This is a genomic window from Pseudomonas sp. yb_9 (assembly GCF_043103635.1).
Lineage (GTDB): Bacteria > Pseudomonadota > Gammaproteobacteria > Pseudomonadales > Pseudomonadaceae > Aquipseudomonas > Aquipseudomonas monteilii.
Genome location: NZ_JBICKA010000043.1, coordinates 23,848 through 39,791 on the forward strand (window position 1 = coordinate 23,848; position 15,944 = coordinate 39,791).

The 15,944-nt window shown below is 61.1% G+C and carries 28 protein-coding genes; 26 read left to right on the forward strand and 2 right to left on the reverse strand.

Features of this window, described 5'->3' with window-relative positions; all coding sequences use genetic code 11:
* Positions 1 to 45 precede the first annotated feature (45 nt).
* The 16 genes from ACF8MI_RS11065 (at position 46) to ACF8MI_RS11140 (ending at position 7,488) form a co-directional block, all read left to right on the forward strand.
* On the forward strand, positions 46 to 909 hold the full coding sequence (locus tag ACF8MI_RS11065; protein WP_392517513.1) for a Bro-N domain-containing protein: 864 nt from the start codon (positions 46 to 48) through the stop codon (positions 907 to 909).
* Positions 906 to 1,316, forward strand: a complete 411-nt coding sequence (locus ACF8MI_RS11070; RefSeq protein ID WP_054883255.1) for a hypothetical protein — start codon at positions 906 to 908, stop codon at positions 1,314 to 1,316. The genes ACF8MI_RS11065 and ACF8MI_RS11070 overlap by 4 nt, the downstream gene beginning before the upstream one ends.
* On the forward strand, positions 1,313 to 2,068 hold the full coding sequence (locus tag ACF8MI_RS11075; protein ID WP_392517514.1) for a hypothetical protein: 756 nt from the start codon (positions 1,313 to 1,315) through the stop codon (positions 2,066 to 2,068). Before ACF8MI_RS11070 ends, ACF8MI_RS11075 begins: the two co-directional genes overlap by 4 nt.
* The gene (locus ACF8MI_RS11080; protein WP_392517515.1) at positions 2,065 to 2,826 is read left to right on the forward strand and encodes a replication protein P; all 762 of its coding nucleotides are present in this window, start codon (positions 2,065 to 2,067) and stop codon (positions 2,824 to 2,826) included. The genes ACF8MI_RS11075 and ACF8MI_RS11080 overlap by 4 nt, the downstream gene beginning before the upstream one ends.
* Entirely contained in the window at positions 2,826 to 3,029 is a 204-nt protein-coding gene (locus ACF8MI_RS11085; protein WP_182337185.1) for a hypothetical protein, read from the forward strand. Before ACF8MI_RS11080 ends, ACF8MI_RS11085 begins: the two co-directional genes overlap by 1 nt.
* The gene (locus tag ACF8MI_RS11090; RefSeq protein WP_392517516.1) at positions 3,029 to 3,304 is read left to right on the forward strand and encodes a hypothetical protein; all 276 of its coding nucleotides are present in this window, start codon (positions 3,029 to 3,031) and stop codon (positions 3,302 to 3,304) included. The genes ACF8MI_RS11085 and ACF8MI_RS11090 overlap by 1 nt, the downstream gene beginning before the upstream one ends.
* Positions 3,301 to 3,585, forward strand: coding sequence for a hypothetical protein (locus ACF8MI_RS11095; protein ID WP_392517517.1), 285 nt, complete (start codon positions 3,301 to 3,303; stop codon positions 3,583 to 3,585). Before ACF8MI_RS11090 ends, ACF8MI_RS11095 begins: the two co-directional genes overlap by 4 nt.
* Positions 3,582 to 4,049, forward strand: coding sequence for a recombination protein NinB (locus ACF8MI_RS11100; RefSeq protein ID WP_392517518.1), 468 nt, complete (start codon positions 3,582 to 3,584; stop codon positions 4,047 to 4,049). Before ACF8MI_RS11095 ends, ACF8MI_RS11100 begins: the two co-directional genes overlap by 4 nt.
* Positions 4,046 to 4,357: a hypothetical protein gene (locus tag ACF8MI_RS11105; protein WP_392517519.1), complete on the forward strand. Its 312-nt coding sequence runs from the start codon at positions 4,046 to 4,048 to the stop codon at positions 4,355 to 4,357. The genes ACF8MI_RS11100 and ACF8MI_RS11105 overlap by 4 nt, the downstream gene beginning before the upstream one ends.
* The gene (locus ACF8MI_RS11110) at positions 4,348 to 4,650 is read left to right on the forward strand and encodes a nuclease domain-containing protein (protein ID WP_060709503.1); all 303 of its coding nucleotides are present in this window, start codon (positions 4,348 to 4,350) and stop codon (positions 4,648 to 4,650) included. The genes ACF8MI_RS11105 and ACF8MI_RS11110 overlap by 10 nt, the downstream gene beginning before the upstream one ends.
* A 79-nt stretch (positions 4,651 to 4,729) precedes the next feature.
* Positions 4,730 to 5,089, forward strand: coding sequence for an endodeoxyribonuclease RusA (locus ACF8MI_RS11115; RefSeq protein ID WP_392517520.1), 360 nt, complete (start codon positions 4,730 to 4,732; stop codon positions 5,087 to 5,089).
* Positions 5,086 to 5,208 carry a hypothetical protein gene (locus ACF8MI_RS11120; protein WP_259369842.1) on the forward strand — a complete coding sequence of 41 codons (123 nt, stop codon included), beginning with the start codon at positions 5,086 to 5,088 and terminating at the stop codon, positions 5,206 to 5,208. The genes ACF8MI_RS11115 and ACF8MI_RS11120 overlap by 4 nt, the downstream gene beginning before the upstream one ends.
* Positions 5,205 to 5,750 carry a hypothetical protein gene (locus ACF8MI_RS11125; protein WP_182408887.1) on the forward strand — a complete coding sequence of 182 codons (546 nt, stop codon included), beginning with the start codon at positions 5,205 to 5,207 and terminating at the stop codon, positions 5,748 to 5,750. The genes ACF8MI_RS11120 and ACF8MI_RS11125 overlap by 4 nt, the downstream gene beginning before the upstream one ends.
* Entirely contained in the window at positions 5,747 to 6,283 is a 537-nt protein-coding gene (locus ACF8MI_RS11130) for an HNH endonuclease (RefSeq protein ID WP_182337179.1), read from the forward strand. The genes ACF8MI_RS11125 and ACF8MI_RS11130 overlap by 4 nt, the downstream gene beginning before the upstream one ends.
* A gap of 212 nt (positions 6,284 to 6,495) precedes the next feature.
* On the forward strand, positions 6,496 to 7,005 hold the full coding sequence (locus ACF8MI_RS11135) for an acyloxyacyl hydrolase (protein ID WP_023661594.1): 510 nt from the start codon (positions 6,496 to 6,498) through the stop codon (positions 7,003 to 7,005).
* Between the two features lie 243 nt (positions 7,006 to 7,248).
* Positions 7,249 to 7,488 (forward strand): hypothetical protein, encoded by a 240-nt coding sequence (locus ACF8MI_RS11140; RefSeq protein WP_023661593.1) that lies wholly within the window; start codon positions 7,249 to 7,251, stop codon positions 7,486 to 7,488.
* 1 nt (position 7,489) lies between these two features.
* Here ACF8MI_RS11140 and ACF8MI_RS11145 read toward each other — a convergent pair whose 3' ends face one another.
* Positions 7,490 to 7,672, reverse strand: a complete 183-nt coding sequence (locus ACF8MI_RS11145) for a hypothetical protein (RefSeq protein WP_023661592.1) — start codon at positions 7,670 to 7,672, stop codon at positions 7,490 to 7,492.
* Positions 7,673 to 7,776: 104 nt separating this feature from the next.
* Between ACF8MI_RS11145 and ACF8MI_RS11150 the strand changes: the two genes are divergently transcribed.
* From ACF8MI_RS11150 to ACF8MI_RS11160, 3 genes are read left to right on the forward strand one after another with little or no spacing between them, the layout of a single operon-like run.
* Positions 7,777 to 8,100, forward strand: coding sequence for a phage holin, lambda family (locus ACF8MI_RS11150; protein ID WP_023661591.1), 324 nt, complete (start codon positions 7,777 to 7,779; stop codon positions 8,098 to 8,100).
* A 50-nt stretch (positions 8,101 to 8,150) separates the two neighbouring features.
* On the forward strand, positions 8,151 to 8,315 hold the full coding sequence (locus ACF8MI_RS11155) for a hypothetical protein (RefSeq protein ID WP_023661590.1): 165 nt from the start codon (positions 8,151 to 8,153) through the stop codon (positions 8,313 to 8,315).
* Positions 8,312 to 8,743 (forward strand): hypothetical protein, encoded by a 432-nt coding sequence (locus ACF8MI_RS11160; RefSeq protein WP_060709500.1) that lies wholly within the window; start codon positions 8,312 to 8,314, stop codon positions 8,741 to 8,743. The genes ACF8MI_RS11155 and ACF8MI_RS11160 overlap by 4 nt, the downstream gene beginning before the upstream one ends.
* Before the next feature lie 17 nt (positions 8,744 to 8,760).
* Here the strand turns inward: ACF8MI_RS11160 and ACF8MI_RS11165 are convergent, their stop codons facing one another.
* Positions 8,761 to 9,090: a hypothetical protein gene (locus tag ACF8MI_RS11165; RefSeq protein ID WP_060709499.1), complete on the reverse strand. Its 330-nt coding sequence runs from the start codon at positions 9,088 to 9,090 to the stop codon at positions 8,761 to 8,763.
* 86 nt (positions 9,091 to 9,176) lie between these two features.
* Here ACF8MI_RS11165 and ACF8MI_RS11170 point away from each other — a divergent pair, with 86 nt between their 5' ends.
* The 7 genes from ACF8MI_RS11170 (at position 9,177) to ACF8MI_RS11200 (ending at position 15,935) form a co-directional block, all read left to right on the forward strand.
* Positions 9,177 to 9,773 carry a putative metallopeptidase gene (locus tag ACF8MI_RS11170; RefSeq protein ID WP_070086168.1) on the forward strand — a complete coding sequence of 199 codons (597 nt, stop codon included), beginning with the start codon at positions 9,177 to 9,179 and terminating at the stop codon, positions 9,771 to 9,773.
* Between the two features lie 30 nt (positions 9,774 to 9,803).
* Entirely contained in the window at positions 9,804 to 10,280 is a 477-nt protein-coding gene (locus tag ACF8MI_RS11175) for a DUF2280 domain-containing protein (protein ID WP_060709497.1), read from the forward strand.
* Complete coding sequence (locus ACF8MI_RS11180; RefSeq protein WP_392517521.1) at positions 10,255 to 11,574, forward strand: terminase; 1,320 nt, start codon at positions 10,255 to 10,257, stop codon at positions 11,572 to 11,574. Before ACF8MI_RS11175 ends, ACF8MI_RS11180 begins: the two co-directional genes overlap by 26 nt.
* Positions 11,575 to 11,576: 2 nt before the next feature.
* Complete coding sequence (locus ACF8MI_RS11185; RefSeq protein WP_054882198.1) at positions 11,577 to 12,983, forward strand: DUF4055 domain-containing protein; 1,407 nt, start codon at positions 11,577 to 11,579, stop codon at positions 12,981 to 12,983.
* A complete protein-coding gene (locus ACF8MI_RS11190; protein ID WP_392517522.1) occupies positions 12,983 to 14,059 on the forward strand; it encodes a hypothetical protein in 1,077 nt (358 codons plus the stop codon). Before ACF8MI_RS11185 ends, ACF8MI_RS11190 begins: the two co-directional genes overlap by 1 nt.
* A 151-nt stretch (positions 14,060 to 14,210) precedes the next feature.
* Positions 14,211 to 14,957, forward strand: coding sequence for a DUF6651 domain-containing protein (locus ACF8MI_RS11195; RefSeq protein ID WP_060709493.1), 747 nt, complete (start codon positions 14,211 to 14,213; stop codon positions 14,955 to 14,957).
* A 9-nt stretch (positions 14,958 to 14,966) separates the two neighbouring features.
* Positions 14,967 to 15,935 carry a major capsid protein gene (locus ACF8MI_RS11200; protein ID WP_392517523.1) on the forward strand — a complete coding sequence of 323 codons (969 nt, stop codon included), beginning with the start codon at positions 14,967 to 14,969 and terminating at the stop codon, positions 15,933 to 15,935.
* The last annotated feature ends 9 nt before the right edge of the window (positions 15,936 to 15,944 follow it).

Here is a 15,944-nt window from a genome sequence, read left to right on the forward strand (position 1 = left end):
TTGCGCCCCGGCTCTCTGCTTCACATAAAACTCTTGAGGTGAATTATGCATCCGCAGGACATCAGTATACAAGCCCCATCGAATCTCGCGCCACAAAACGCGAACTACGATTCTGTGGCGCGCACAGTGAACCTGTTCAGTTTCGAAGGCTTCGACGTCCGTGTCGTGCTAGTTGATGGTGAGCCTTGGTTCTCTGCTAGGGACGTTGCCGAACGTCTTGGCTACACCAATCCACAGAAAGCAGTGCGCGACCACTGCAAAAGCCCGCGCCCGGTGGGGGTGAACGATTCGTTCACCCTGGGTCCTTCGGCAAACATCATCCCAGAACGTGACGTCTACCGCCTGGTGATGCGCTCGAAGATGCCTCAAGCCGAACGCTTCGAGGAGTGGGTGGTGAGCGAAGTACTGCCCAGCATTCGCAAAACTGGCGGTTACACCGCCCCGGCCCAGCCTGCCGACCTGAGCAAGCTGGAAATCCTCCAGATGGCCCTGGAGTCGGAGAAAGCCCGCGTCCTGCTCACCGTCCAAGTCGAGGCCCAGGCCAAGAAGATCGACCACCTGGAAAACCTGTTCAAGGAAGGCATGAGCCACGTTCAGTTCTGCAAGGGCCTCAATGGGGTCAACGTGATGCAGGTCGGCCATTTCCTCGAAGGCCGCAACTGGCTCTACAACGAGAGCAAGTCCGGAACCCGGTACCGCGTCGCCGCCTATGCTCGCGACAAGTACATGACCGAGCACCAGCAGGAGATCACCCCGCACGGGAAAGAGGCGTTCATCAGCTACACGCCGATCCTGCTGCGCAAGGGCGCAGTGCGCCTGTACGAGCTGTACCTGGCCGGCGAGCTGCCCATGAAGAAGAACTGGGACGGCCTGCACACCCATGACAAGGCAGTGCGGGGTGCAGCATGAGCGAAGTCCATCGCTACAAGGTCGTCGCCATGCTCTCAGAGGACGGAAATCGTATCGGCTACGACCCGCACGGTCCCGATGTCGTGATGGCAGAGGCCTATGACCGGCTCACGACCGAGAACCAAGATCTGCGCATGCTGGTGAAGGAAATGGACCTGCTGTTCGGGCGCTACTTGCTCGGCATGCGTGCCTCTGTGGTCGAGTGGCGGCACGGGAAGGGCTCCGACGCGGCAATGCAATGGATCTGGAACGGTTTGGTCGGCCCGGGCGAGCTCCCGCCAGAAGAGGAAACCCAGGCCCAGGCCTACTTCGACCGCGAGGTGGTCAAGATCGAGGAAGGCCTGGAAGAGGTGTATGCCCACCGGGAGAAGCGTCGCGCTGAGAAGGAAAAGGAGCGCGGCCAATGAGCATCATCCGCGCGCCTCGCCCCGAGGCCAATTTCTACATGCTCAACAAGTCGATCAGCGAGGACGGCCGCCTGAGCTGGGCTGCCCGTGGCCTGCTGGTCTTCCTGCTGGGCAAGCCAGACCACTGGGCCGTATCCGTCACCCACCTGCGCAACGAGACCGCCAAGTCGTCGAAGCCGACGGGTCGTGACGGCGTGTACGGCCTTCTGCAGGAACTGATCACCGCCGGCTACGTCCAGCGCCGTCAGGACCGTGGCGAGTCCGGTTTGCTGGGCGAAACCCACTACGTCGTGTCGGAAACACCGCTTCCGGCTTTGCCGTATCCGGTTGAACCGCTTCCGGCTAAGCCGTATCCGGCAAATCCGACACTAGTAAGTATTGAAGGTAAGCAAGGACTGAAGGGAGTAAGGACTGACTCTCGCGAAAGCGAGCTGGTCGACTTCGAACGGTTCTGGTCGCTCTACCCGCGCAAGGTGAGCAAGGCCGACGCCAAGAAGGCCTGGGCGAAGATCAAGGTCACCGCTGACCTGTTCGACCTGATGGCCAAGGCGCTGGCTGCCTGGACCGTGTCGACCGACTGGACCAAGGACGGCGGCCAGTTCATCCCGCACGCCTCGACCTGGCTGAACGGCAAGCGCTGGGAAGACGAACTGCCCCAGCCGGCAGTCGCCGCCCCGTTCGCATCCCGCCGCCCGGCCAGCGGCCCCGACTTCAACGACACCAGCTGGGCTGATGACCTGGGGGGCTTATGAGCGCACAACCGAAACTGCGCAGCGTGACGCAGATCATGGCCTCGGCCCGCAACCTGCCAGCCGATGTCCAGGCCCCGGCCAAGCAGCTCGACCCGGGCACCACCGAAGTGGTCAACGCCCTGTTCAAGGAACTGCAGGCCATCTTCCCAGCGTGGAAGCAGGCCTGGCCGGATGACGAAGCCCTGAAGGCTGCCAAGCGCAGCTGGATCAAGTCCTTCGTCGCCGCAGGTATCAATACGCTCGAGCAGATCCGCTTCGGCATCCAGAAGTGCCGGGTGCTGGGTACCGACTTCGCCCCGAGCAGCGGCAAGTTCATCAAGCTGTGCCAGCCGACCCCGGAGGAGATGGGCATTCCGCCGCTTGCTCGGGCCCTGGCAGAGGCGCTGGAGAACTTCCACCCCAGCAGGGCAGGGTCGCGCGTTTGGACTCACGCAGCGGTGCGCCACGCGGCCCTGCAGTGCGAGGCGCAGAACCTGGGATCGATGGAGGTGGAGCGGGCCGAGAAGGTATTCGCCCGGGCCTATGACATCACGATCCGCATGCTGGTCGCCGGCGAGCCACTGGGCGACATCGCCACCGGCATCGGCCACGACAGCCAGAAGAGCATGGTCGAGCTGGCCGACGAGTACGCCAGCCAGAAGCAGGCCCGCCTGCTGGAGATCCAGCAGATCCCAACCAGCGCCGCCGCGTGCCGTGCACACCTGCTGGCCAAGTTGAACATCAAGCGCGCCGGGCAGCCGGCCGGGGAGGCTTTGTGATGGCCAAGGTTCTTGTAATTGCGTGGCTGGTGGGATGTGCGGCCTTTGTGATCGGGAAGTGGTGCATGTGGGTGACCGACCTGGTTGCTGACTGGCCAGTGAGTGGGTTTTGGTTCCTCGCTATCGGCCCCGGGCCTTTCATTTTGCTGATGGCGGTACTGATGGTCCGCTTCATTTCGCGCATCGAGAAGGAGAAGCACTGATGGACACCAACAAGATGCGCGACATCAGCCGCGAGCAGTTCGAACAGCGCTATCCAGTCCCTGAGGGGGCCTGTTGGAATGCCGAGCAGGCCCGCTACGTGCTGTTCCACCTCAAGCTCTGCACCGTCGCCATGTACGAGCGCTTTGTTGAGCACTGGGTCTGCTGGCAGGCCAGCCGCGAGGCTGTGCTGGTGGAGCTCCAGGCAGAGATCGATGGTTACGTTCGGGAGCGTCGTGAGGCGATCGAGGCCCAGGGCCTGAAGGTGGCGCCATGAGCAAGAGACAACCCATGCAGCCTGTTGTGGTAGCGGCCGACGGCGTTATCCGCTTCAAGGCAAATCAGATCATCAGCGACATGCTCGATCTCTGCCAGAAGCATGGCTTCGGCCTGAATGAGATCGCCATGCGCGATTACGAAAAGGATGACCGTTCCCAGCTCATGCAGCTGATCGGGTACAGCGTCAGCGGTTACGGCAATCTGGACTGTTCACGCGCTAAGCACGTGATGCGCGCTGACCAGAAGGCTGAATCGTTGGTGGGCGAGGTGAGGCCATGACCGAGGCAATCGCAAAACCTCGGCACTACTGGTCATCGGGCCCGAGTCGTGTCCGTGACGTGTGCCGGCTGGCGTACTTGTTTGCAACCGAGCTTGCCGTGGCCGGGGCCATCGAAATCATTGTCCGTCCGGTGAAGTCCCGTCGCACCCTGGAGCAGAACGCGAAGCTCTGGGCCATGTTGGCCGATATCGCGCGCCAAGTTGAATGGCCGGTGAATGGTGTCATGCAGAAGCTCGATAGCGAGGACTGGAAGGCACTGATGACCGCTGCGGCGCGCCAGGAGGTGCGAATGGCATCGGGCATCAACGGCGGCGTTGTGATGCTTGGTGTCAGTACCCGGCGCATGTCCGTGGCTGAGCTGGGCGACGTGATCGAGTGCATGTACGTGTTCGGCTCCGAGCGCGGTGTGCGCTGGAGCGAGCCGAAAGGGCAGATGCCCGAGCAGTGGGAGGCGGCGGCATGAGCCATCAATTCAAGCCGGGCGACCTGGCGCTGGTAATCGCGTCTCCCCGTAAAGACAACCCTAATGTAGGCCGATGCGTCGAGCTTCTGCGCCTTGTCATGCCTGGCGAAACAGTTCCAATGCCATGTGGTCGCGGGCTCCATAACGTCAGCGATCGGTCTGCGTGGATGTGTTACGCCCAAGGTTTATTGATGGGCGACGTGGATGTCGGAGGAATCGACCTGATATTGCCTGAGCGGCTATCACCTCTGCGCGGCGACTTCGCCCCCGAGCAGCAGAAAGCCAAGGAGGCTGAACCGTGCGCGTAGTCAGCAAGAAGGTGCGTGAGAGCGCCCGCGGCCAGGACTGCACCGTCCGCATCCCCGGCACCTGCAACTTCAACCCGGAGACCACCGTGCTGGCTCACCTGCCTTGCGGGCAGAAGGGCATGGGCATGAAGGGCTTCGACACCGTGGCGGTATACGCCTGCAGCGCTTGTCATGACGTGCTCGACGGCCGCGGGAAAGGAGAAGTTGACTGGTCCGATATGCCCAGGGCAATCGCTGAGACACATGAGGCCCTGATTCGGGCCGGCATTCTGACTGTGAAGGGGGCTGCATGAAGGACGCCATGATCATCACTGCCGTGTTCGCAGTTTGTGCCTTGCTCGGGTTCGCCTTATGGGCCATGGAGGCGCACCCGTGATGGAGCTGACACTACCGTGGCCGCCGGCCGCATGCAGCCCTAACGCCCGGGTGCACTGGACCAGGAAGAGCAAGGCGGCGAAGACCTATCGCTACGCCTGCTTTCTCCTGGCCAGGCAAGCGGGCATCCAGGCGCCTGAAGGTGACGCGCTGCTAATGCTCGAGTTCGTGCCGCCCGATCGGCGCCGGCGCGACGACGACAACCTGCTGGCGATGTTTAAGGCGGGTCGTGACGGCCTGGCGGATGCCTTGGGCATCGACGACAACGTGTTTGCCACCCAGATCAGGGTGAGCAAGGAAACGATCAAGGGCGGCGCTGTGCGCGTCCACATCAAGCCAATGGGGGCAGCAGCATGATCTGGACCATCACAGACACGGCCGGCGTGCTTCTCCTCGCTATGGCCATCATTTCGGCCTGGTGCGCTATGCGCGCCAACAGCATCCAATCCCGCCGCAAGAAGGAGAACGCACAGTGAGCTATCAGAACGTGGTATCGGCAGTCGTTCGCGCCCTGGCGGCCGAGACGATCAAAAGCGCCGGCGGTTGCGATTTCGAGCCAAAGGTTCAGGCGGCAAAGCAGAAGGGCGAGATCATCGGCAAGGAGGCGGCATTCCTCATGGACTGTTGGGTGTTCGGCCGGCTGCATAAGAACCTCAGCGAGGAGCACTGGCGTCACCTGGTGGCGAAGTACTCGACTCACATCGACCGCAAGCACGCGGCCATCGAGGAGATCACCCGACTGCACAGGTCGCCGGCGCCCAAGCGCTTCCGGCACTGTGCCATCCTGACCTGGGCCATGCCCAAGTTGCCAGGCGTGGATGGGAAGCGCAGCACCAGCGTGCTACCAGCCGCGTGGTACGACATGTCGAACTGGGACAACGATGGCCGTCCTGAGTCGACTCTTCGTCGGTGGCGGAACGAGATCCGGAAAGCCCTGGAGAAGGAAGTAAACGATGCCCTGGTTGAGGCTCAGCGCATTCTGGAGGTGGAAGGGCTGCTGATTGGAGACGCCGCATGACAATCACGCACGAAAAGCTCAAGGAGCGATACCACTACAGCCGTATGGCTGGCGTTTTTGAGAAGCGGGTCGGATCAAAGCGTAAGGGCTATAAGTGGGTCTTGGTGGGCTATGTCGTTGATGATTCTGGATATCAGGTAGTGAGCGTCGGCGGGAAAAGATATCTCGCTCACCGACTTGCATGGTTCTACGTGCATGGAGAATGGCCTGCTGGCCTGATTGACCACAAGGACGGGGATAGGCTGAACAATGCAATCTCCAACCTACGCATAGCTACATCCGCACAGAACGCCCACAACTCGCAGACGCCTGCTAGCAATAAGTCAGGAGTCAAAGGGGTTAGTTTCTCCGGAGGGAGCTGGACTGCGCAGGTGGCGGTAAATCGCAAGCCTGTCTTTATGAAGCGGTTCAAGACCAAGGAAGAGGCAGAAAAAGCCGTACGCATAGCCAGGATCGAAGCGCATGGTGAGTTCGCAAATCATGGTGTTCATGGATATATCGCAGAAGAGGCTTGCAATTTAATGATCAAATGATCAGTATTGCTTCCATCCTGTCATTCCTGCGTGTTTGAGGATGACAAATAGAACCCGGCCACCGCGCCGGGTTTTTTATTGCCCGAAGAGGCCCTCAAGAGGCCCGACGCCACCTCTGGCGAGGTCAGATTTTTTTTGTGTAGCACGGAACGTTTTGATGGCGCTATGATTCTGATAGGTTGCTAACTAAACAAACATGGAAGACCGTGATTATGAAAACAGTTCTAGCTGCTGCAGCACTGTCCCTTTTTGCTGCGTCTGCCGGAGCAGCTGAGCTTTCCGGTGCGCTGGGTGCGACAAGTCAAGGCGGCATTACGGCGCGTGCAGGCGTTGGCTTTAACTGGGACAAAAGCTGGTTTGAATCCAGTACTGGCCGTCTAACCGGTTACTGGGATGCTGGGTATACCTATTGGGAAGCAGGAGATGCTTCCGGTGGCGCTCACTCGCTGTCCTTTGCGCCAGTTTTCGTTTACGAGTTCGGCAGCGGTAACGTGAAGCCATTCGTTGAGGCTGGCATCGGCCTGGCGGTCTTCTCTGGTACGTCCGCAGGTGACCAGGACTTTGGTTCGGCCTTCAACTTCGAAGACCGCATCGGTGCGGGCTTGAAGATCGGCGAGACGCAGAAGGTTGGCATCCGAGCGATTCACTACTCCAACGCTGGCATTAAGCAGCCCAACGACGGTATCGAGTCGTACTCGCTGTTCTACAGCCACCAGATTTAAAAAAGCACGATCCCTCTTTGCCCGCCCTGTGCGGGCTTTTTTATGCGGATGACACGCTCAGGCAGCTGGGCTAAGTCGGTAGTGGCGTCGATCAAAGCCGTGCGCTCCCTGATCGGCTACGCGGTGAGAGTCTGGGGTATGTGGCCCAGCGATCCAGGCCACCAAGCCGGGTAAGCACCGGCCCTCCGCACCCATTCCAAGCCTCGGTATCTGCCGGGGCTTTTTCGTATCTGGAGTTAGCAAATGTCCGAAACCAACGAAGCCATCGCGTCATTGCGCTCTAGTGTTGATGTGGTACACGCCATGCTGGCCCGACTTCAAGCCCAGGCGGCCGACCTAGCCTCTCGGGTAGAGTCACTCACCGCGCTGATCCAATCGGAAGTTGCCGCTAGGGTCGCGGCCGATTCTGCGCTTGGCGGTAAGGTTGATGCCCTGCAAGCGCAAATCGACAACTTGCAGAGCAAAGTCTACAGCGGAAGCTGACTCAGTCTCGATGTTGGTTTTTAGCGTGCTGAATCGCCGCGTCACGGACTTGAGCGACTGTCATGTTTTCGTACTGAATTGGCGGTATTGGCAAGGTCACATTGATGTTCAAAGTGTCGTTGACCTTGACTGATACCCGCATACAGGCCTGATCAAAGCCAATTGATTGGATTTCCGGTTTCATGCTGTGTGACTCCATGGTGTGAGAACCCTGAAACATAGCACGAAGCCACTACCCGCCCTGTGCGGGTTTTTTATTCATAGCTCCCCGCAACGGGAGGAATCGAGATGGCCCATATGCCAGAGAAAGACCCATCCTTCTGGGTGCTTGTACTGACAGCCCTGAGAGAGAACGGCCTGGCGATGGGCCTGACATTCGCCCTGACCTGGTTGCGTATTCAGTACGACGGCAAGGAAACCCGCCCAGTCCGCCAACTAATCGAGGCAACGCTTGGCGCGCTGATCGTGATGGTGGTCGGACTGACTGTGAAGGAATTCGGCCTCAGCATAGCCTGGTCGTTCGCCACCGCTGGCTTTGTCGGCGTGCTTGGCGTTGAGCAGGCTCGCCAGCTTGGCAAACGCTGGGCTGAACGAAAGGTCGATGGGCCCTAACCCGCGCCACAAATTGGAGATGCGCCGTTTCGTGGCGCGAGGAATGGCCAATGGCTTCGGTAACTGCTCATGTCGTCTGCCGCCAGCGGTGGTGGCTGACATACTACTTGGCCGGTGTTCTGGCCCTGGCACAGCTGACCCGTCGTGAGCCATGCCTGGAGCGTGTCAGCTACTGGGTGGGCCGCGGCATCGAGATCGAGGTTCACCCTGAATGACCACCATCGCCTACAAGGATGGCGTGATCGCCTACGACTCCCGCGTGACCCGAGGCGACTTGATCACCGACGATGATTGCGACAAGTGCATTGAGCGCGATGGGGTGAAGTTCTTCCTGTCCGGCGCCCTCTGTGACTATGACGCGCTGGTGGGGGCCTACTTCGGGACTGCGCCGGCTGGAAAGGTCGACGCCTCGGCAATCGTCCTGGATAGCGGCAACCTGATGATGGTTGCCGTGGATGACGACACCGGGCTTTGGAAGTCGCCTATCAAGCCTGATCGGCCGTATGCCATCGGCAGCGGAACGCCATACGCATTCGCTGCGATGGATATGGGGGCTTCCGCTGAGAAGGCCGTCGAGATGGCTGCCAAGCGCGATACCAGCACAGGCGGCAAGATCAGGGTAATGACCATCAAGGGCTTCTGATCCTGCCGCTCAGCGACTCAGCCGCGGTATGGCTCGACCGTGTGACGCGAAGCAGGGAACCACAGCCACTCGCCATCTTGCAGCGGAGTGTTGAAGTTCCGCTTCACCTCGAACACAAAGTCGGAGCCTCTGTTGCCAGTCAGCGAAATGGTGTGAGCGAAGAGCCAGCCATTGAAAGGCTCCGTCTTCAGGCCCAGCCAGCCGGCACGCTGAACAACTCCGCCGGACCCATCAGCGCCGGTGTAGAGAGAGCGCTCGCCTGGGTTGAAGTGGAAAGGCACTGAAGAGAGCCTTACGTGGCTTTCTGATCCTTGGTTGATATCGATATCAGCTGTTTCGAAATCCATGCTCAGGCTCCCTGGTTGAGTTTGTTCGCTACCAATACCGGCAACGCGCCATCATTTCAAGTTGCAGGTGACTCATGAGCAGGCCAATGCCACCAGCCGAACTACTCGAGTCGCCATTCCTGATACTTGCACCAGGACATGAGGTATGGGAGTGGATAAAGCGCGAGGTCCTGGCCGAAACCGGCAGCATTCACAACCCCGAGCACTCCCATCTCATCGACGCCAATGTCGGCGTACTGTGGGCGTCCTCTGCCTTCAACAAGAAGGGGCGCTCAGTGCTGGGCCAGGCCGAGCAGCTGATGATTCGTGCAGGCGGGTGGCAGAAGGCCCGACAAGAGCAGCAGATGCGTGATTGGTTCGGCGAAGAGCCGGAGTTCCTCATCACTCTGGCCGGCGACTACTGCGCCCAGTGTAGCGAGGCTGAATTCTGCGCCCTGGTAGAGCATGAGCTGTACCACATCGGGCACAAGCTCGATAAGTACGGTGCCCCGGCATTCACTCAAGACGGCATGCCCAAGCTTGAGATGCGTGGACACGACGTTGAAGAGTTCGTCGGGGTAGTTCGCCGGTATGGGCCAAGCCACGACGTACAGCAGCTGATCGAAGCTGCGAGCCGGCCGCCTGAGGTGGCCAAGATCAACATTTCGAGGGCCTGCGGAACCTGTCTACTCAAGTCGGCCTGATTTTGGACAGGTTTGGACGGATGAAAGCCTATGGCAGCCCTATCAAGTGAGGTGAAGGTCTTCGTGATTCAGGCCTTGGCCTGCTTCGATACGCCTTCCCAGGTGGCCGAGTCGGTCCAAAAGGAATTCGGCCTCACTATCACCAGGCAGCAGATCGAGTCGCACGACCCCACGAAGGTTTCGGGCAAAGGCCTGGCCGCCAAGTGGAAGCAATTGTTCGAGGACACTCGCCAGCGCTTCCGCGAGGACATCGCTGCAATACCGATCGCCAACAAGGCATATCGCTTGCGCGGACTGAACCGGATGGCTGACAAAGCTGAGGGAATGCGCAACCTGGCCCTGACCGCTCAGCTATACGAGCAGGCGGCCAAGGAATGCGGCGACATGTACGTCAACCGCAAGATTGAACCCGACAAGCCCCTGGGCTCCCAGGCGGACCAGCAGCACGCTGTTGCTGAGTACAAGCTGGAGCCTGATGAGAATGTCCCCGCTACCCCGTACCTATGAGGCGCCGGTCAAGCTGACGCCGAAGCAGGCGAACATCTACGTGTGGGGCTTCCAGCGTAATGCCCGCTTCCGCGATGCGGTCTGTGGTCGGCGGTTCGGCAAGACCTTCCTTGGCAAGGCCGAGATGCGTCGTGCGGCCCGGCTGGCTGCGGAGTGGGGCGTGAGCGTTGAGGATGAGATCTGGTACGCGGCCCCGACGCAGAAGCAGGCTCGCCGAGTGTTCTGGCGCCGACTGAAGCAGGCCATTCCGCGAGAGTGGCGTGAGTGCAAGCCGAACGAGTCGGATATGCTGATCACGCTCAAGAGCGGCCACCTGATCCGCTGCGTGGGCCTGGAGAATTACGACGACCTGCGCGGCTCAGGCCTGTTCTTCGTCCTGGTGGACGAATGGGCAGACTGTAAGTGGGCTGCCTGGGAAGAAGTCCTGCGACCGATGCTGTCCACCTGCGAGTACTTTGTGCCTGGTGTCGGTAAGTGCAAGGGCGGACATGCGCTGCGCATCGGCACCCCCAAGGGCTTCAACCACTGCTTCGACACATACCGCGACGGGCAGGCTGACGGCGAGCCTGACCACAAGAGCTGGCTCTACACATCGCTGCAGGGCGGAAACGTACCGGCTGAAGAGCTGGACGCGGCACGCCGCAAGATGGACCCGCGCACGTTCCGGCAAGAGTACGAAGCCAGCTTCGAGAACTATGCCGGCGTCGTCTACTACACGTTCAGTCGCAGCGAGAGCCGCACAAGCGAGCGCATCAAGCCAGGTGAGGCCCTGCACATCGGCATGGACTTCAACGTCATGAAAATGGCAGCGGTGGTCTACGTCGTTCGCGATGGACTGCCCCTGGCGCTGGATGAGTTCCATTCGGTGCGCGACACGCCGGAGATGATCGAGAAGATCAAGGCCAGGTTCCCCGGCCACGGCGTTGCGGTTTATCCCGACGCCAGCGGCCAGAACACAAGCAGCAAGAACGCCAGCGAGTCCGACCTGTCCCTGCTGCGCAAGGCTGGATTCACGGTGATCGTGGATACCCAGAACCCGAGTGTCAAAGACCGGGTGAACTCGGTCAACGCCATGCTGCTGAACACCTACGGCGAGCGCCGGCTGAAGGTCAACATGGACCAGTGCCCGCAGCTGACCCTGTGCCTCGAGCGGCAGACCTATGACAAGCATGGCGAACCCGACAAGGACCCGAAGAAGGGGCACGACCACATGAACGACGCCGCCGGCTACTTCATCGCCAAGCGCTACCCGATCAACGTGGCGACGACCACAAGCCAATCCCTGAGAATGTGACCATGAGCGATAACCCGAGCATCACGCTTCCCGCTGTCGACGCGATGCGCGCCTACTGGGCCGTGATCTCGCCGCTCATGGGTGGAACGATGGCGATGCGCGCGGCGGGCAAGACCCTGCTGCCGCAGTACCCAGCCGAAGACGACGAGGCCTACAAAGAGCGCCTGCGCCTCTCGACCCTGCTGCCGGCGTATTCCGAGACCGTGGGCAACATGACCTCCCGAGTGTTCGCCGAGCCGCTGCAGGTTGGTGACGATGTGCCAGAGGCCATTGTCCAGATGACCACGGACATCGATCACGCCGGCAACGACCTGAATTCCTGGGCTGTTGGCTTCTTCACCGAGGGGCTGAGCCACGGCCTGTGCCATGCTTTCGTCGATCATCCCCCGGCGGGCGAGCTGAAGACCCAGGCCGATGAGCAGGCCGCCGGTGTGCGCCCATACGTTGTGATGGTGAGGCCTGAGCAGGTTCTGGGCTGGCGCTCCAAGGGCGGCGTGCTGACCATGATCCGCTACATCGAGGTTGTCGAGGAGGAAGATGGCGAGTTCGGCGCCAAGTGCGTCGAGCAGATTCGCGTGCTGGAGCCTGGCGCCTGGCGAACCTATCGCAGGTCGGCCAAGGCCGTGCGCGGTAAGCAGGCCGCATATGGCGGTACCTGGGAGCAGCACGATGAGGGCACCAATAGCCTGGACGCGATCCCATGGGTCACCTTTTACACCGGCCGCACCGGCTTCATGACGGCCAAGCCGCCGCTGATTGAGTTGGCGCACCTGAACGTGAAGCACTGGCAGAGCCAGAGCGACCAGGACAACATCCTTCACGTGATCCGCGTCCCGATCCTGGTTCGCATCGGCATCCAGACCCAGTACGACAACCAGGGGAAGGTGATCCCGCCAGAATTCAAAGTGGGCACAGGCCAGCTGACCGATCTGCCCAAGGATGGCGACCTCAAGTACGTCGAGCACACCGGCCAGGCCGTTGAGTCGGGCCGCACCGCGCTGCAGGACCTGATCAACGAGATGCGCATGGCCGGGGCCAAGCTGCTGACTCCGGACAAATCGTCCACCAAGACCGCCACCCAGGCGGAAGAGGAGGCGGCACAAGAGCTGTCCCCGCTGGCGCGCATGGCGCACCACTTCGGCGATTGCCTGGCCCAGTTGCTCCAGTTCATGGCCGATTATCGCGGCCTGGGCGATGGCGGAACCGTCGAGATGCGCGGCAATTTCGATGTTGACTACATGCCAGAGGTGTCGCTGCCGACGCTTGTATCCATGGCCAATGCCGGGATGATCAGCAAGGAGACGCTATTCACCGAGATGCAGCGCCGCGGCGTGATCAGCGACGAATACGACTGGGAAGAGGAACTGGCGAAGATTGAGGCCCAGGGCCCGGCACTCGGTACGCTGTGATGAAGACGGCCAACGAGAAGCTGCTAGATGAGCTGATCGGCCATGAGGTTGACCTGTCCAGGCTGAGCAACAGCCAGGTCGTGGCGATCATCAGGATCCTGAACAGTTCTGACCCTGAGCTGCGGGCAGCGCTCATTGCTGCCATCGACAGCCTGGATGCCGGCGCGTCCGTTGCAGCGATCGATGCCGCTCTGGCGCCCGTGCTGCGGATCAATCAATCGACGCTCTTTAGCCTGCAGCAGGCGCTCACAGGCGTCATCGACGGCGTGGCCAGTTACGAGATTGCCTTTCAGGCCGCTGCGCTTACAGCGGCTGTTCCTGAGCTTGTGGAGGCGCGATTCCCGGTTGCCGTGGCACAGTTCAGTCAGGTACGCGCCATTGCGCTGGCAAGGCCCTTCCAGGGGCGGCTGCTCAGCGAGTGGATGGCCGGCATTGAGGCTGACCGTGCTGCCTCGATCCGCGATGCCGTGCGGTCTGGCGTGCTTGAAGGACGCACGACGCCGGAGATCGTCAGGCAGATCATGGGTACCAAGGCTGAGAAGTACGCTGATGGCATCCTGCAGAAGTCTCGCCGGGAGGTGGAGGCGGTTGTCCGGTCGGCAGTATCCAGCACAGCAGAGACGGCCAGCGACAAGGCGTTCGAGGCCAACAGCGACATAATCAGCCATGTTGAGTGGCTGAGCACGCTGGATAACCGGACATCGACGACCTGCCGAATCCGTGACCGCCTGCCGTACACGCTGGGCACCTACCGGCCCATCGGGCACAAGGTGCCGTGGCTCGCCGGCCCTGGCCGTATTCACTTCTGTTGCCGCTCGACCAAGCTGCCGATCCTCAAGAGCGCTCTGTCGCTGGGGATCAGCGACGCGGCGACCCGGGCGAGCATGGATGGCCAGGTGCCGCAGCAGACCACCTATGCGCAATGGCTTGCCCGCCAACCTGCCGCACGCCAGGACGAGATCCTTGGACCGGAGCGGGGGAAGCTGCTGCGCCAAGACAAGCTGAAGCTGCAGGACTTCTACAACGACAAGGGCAAGTTCCTGACGCTCGACGAGCTGCGGGAGCGACTGTTGTAGCCCGCGCCACAAAACACAAATGCGCCATTCCGTGGCGCGCAATTCCAGAGCCTCGCCAAGTGCGGGGCTTTTTCATGCCTGCGGTTCGGATGGACGGGGCGACCTGGGGCCGGATGGCTCACCAACAGGCCGGATGGCCCAGAGAGACGAGATGAAACTCAAAACCGTTGAAGTGGATGGCAAGCAGTACGCGGTGATCGAAGATGGCAAACCTGTCTACGTCGAAGACGATGGCAAGGAAGTCGCATTCGATGCCGTAGGCACCCGCAACACCATCACCCGGCTGAATGCCGAAGCCAAGTCGCACCGCGAGCGCGCGGACGGCTTCGAGAAGACTGCGAAGGCGTTCGAAGGCATCGAAGATGCTGCGGCCGCCAAGAAAGCCCTGGAGATCGTCGCCAACCTCGACGCCAAGAAGCTGGTGGATGCCGGCGAGATCGAGAAGGTTAAGGGCGAAATCAGCAAGGCCTTCCAAACCCAGCTGGATGAAGCCAACGGCAAGGCGCAGACCTTCGAGCAGCAGCTGTATGCCGAGAAGATCGGCGGCAGCTTCGCACGCTCCCAGTTCATCGCCGAGAAGATGGCTGTTCCCGCTGACATGGTCCAGGCCGCCTTCGGCAGCAACTTCAAGATCGAGGAAGGCAAGGTCGTCGCGTACGACACCCAAGGCCAGAAGATCTTCAGCCGCGCTCGCCCGGGTGAACTGGCCGACTTCAACGAAGCGCTCGAAACCCTCGTCTCGCAGTACCCCCATCGCGACCACATCCTGAAGAGCTCCGGCGCCAATGGCGGCGGCGCGCCGAACGGCGGTGGCCAGCACAAAACCACGAAGGGCAACTTTGGTGGCACCAAGGCTGAACGCCTGGAAGCCATCAAGGGCCTGACCGCAAGCGAATAAGGAGGCCCAATGGCCCTTTCGAACATGAAGGTATTCAACGAATACCTCAAGCGCACCACCATCGAGACCCTGGCTCAGGATGTCGAGAAGTTCAACGCGTCCTCTGCCGGCGCCATCCGCCTGACCACCCAGGGCATCGACGGCGACTTCCTGCAGGAATCGTTCTGGGCCGGCCTGCACGGCGCCCAGCGTCGTGTCGACCGCTACGCCGCCAACGGCGTCCAGGCGTCCACCCCGCTGGCCCAGAAGCAGTACGACTCGGTGAAGATCGCCGGCGGCTTCGGCCCGATCCTGTGGGAGCCTTCCCAGCTCTCCTGGATCCAGAAGAATCCGGAAGAAGCGCTGGAAGTGATCAGCCGCAACCTGTCCGAAGCCATCATGGCGGACCAGCTGAACACCGCCATCTCGGCCCTGGCTGGCGCCATCGGCAACCAGCCGAGCGCCACCAACGACGTTTCGGCTACCGCTGGTGTGACCTACGTCGCGATCAACAACGCCCATGCCCTGTTCGGTGACGCCTCGCAGCGCCTGGTGGCCCAGGTCATGACCGGCGCCATGTACCACAAGCTGGTCGGCCAGAACCTCGCCAACGCCGAGCGCCTGTTCCAGTTCTCCGGCGTGCAGGTGGTCGACATCCTCGGCAAGGCCGTGATCATCACCGACGCGCCGGCTCTGTACGAGGCCGGCACCCCGAACAAGCAGAAGGTGCTCAGTCTGGCTGACGGCGCCGCGGTGGTGATGGATGGTTCCGACCTGATCACCAACATCGAGACCTCCAACGGCAAGGAGCGTATCGAGACCACCATGCAGGCCGACTACACCTTCGGCCTGGGCCTCAAGGGCTACACCTGGGACACCGCCAACGGCGGCAAGTCGCCGACCAACGCCGAACTGTCCACCGGCACCAACTGGGACCTGGTGGCGAACAGCATCAAGGCCTCGGCTGGCGTGCTGACCATCGGCGACGCCACCAAGTAATCGGTACCG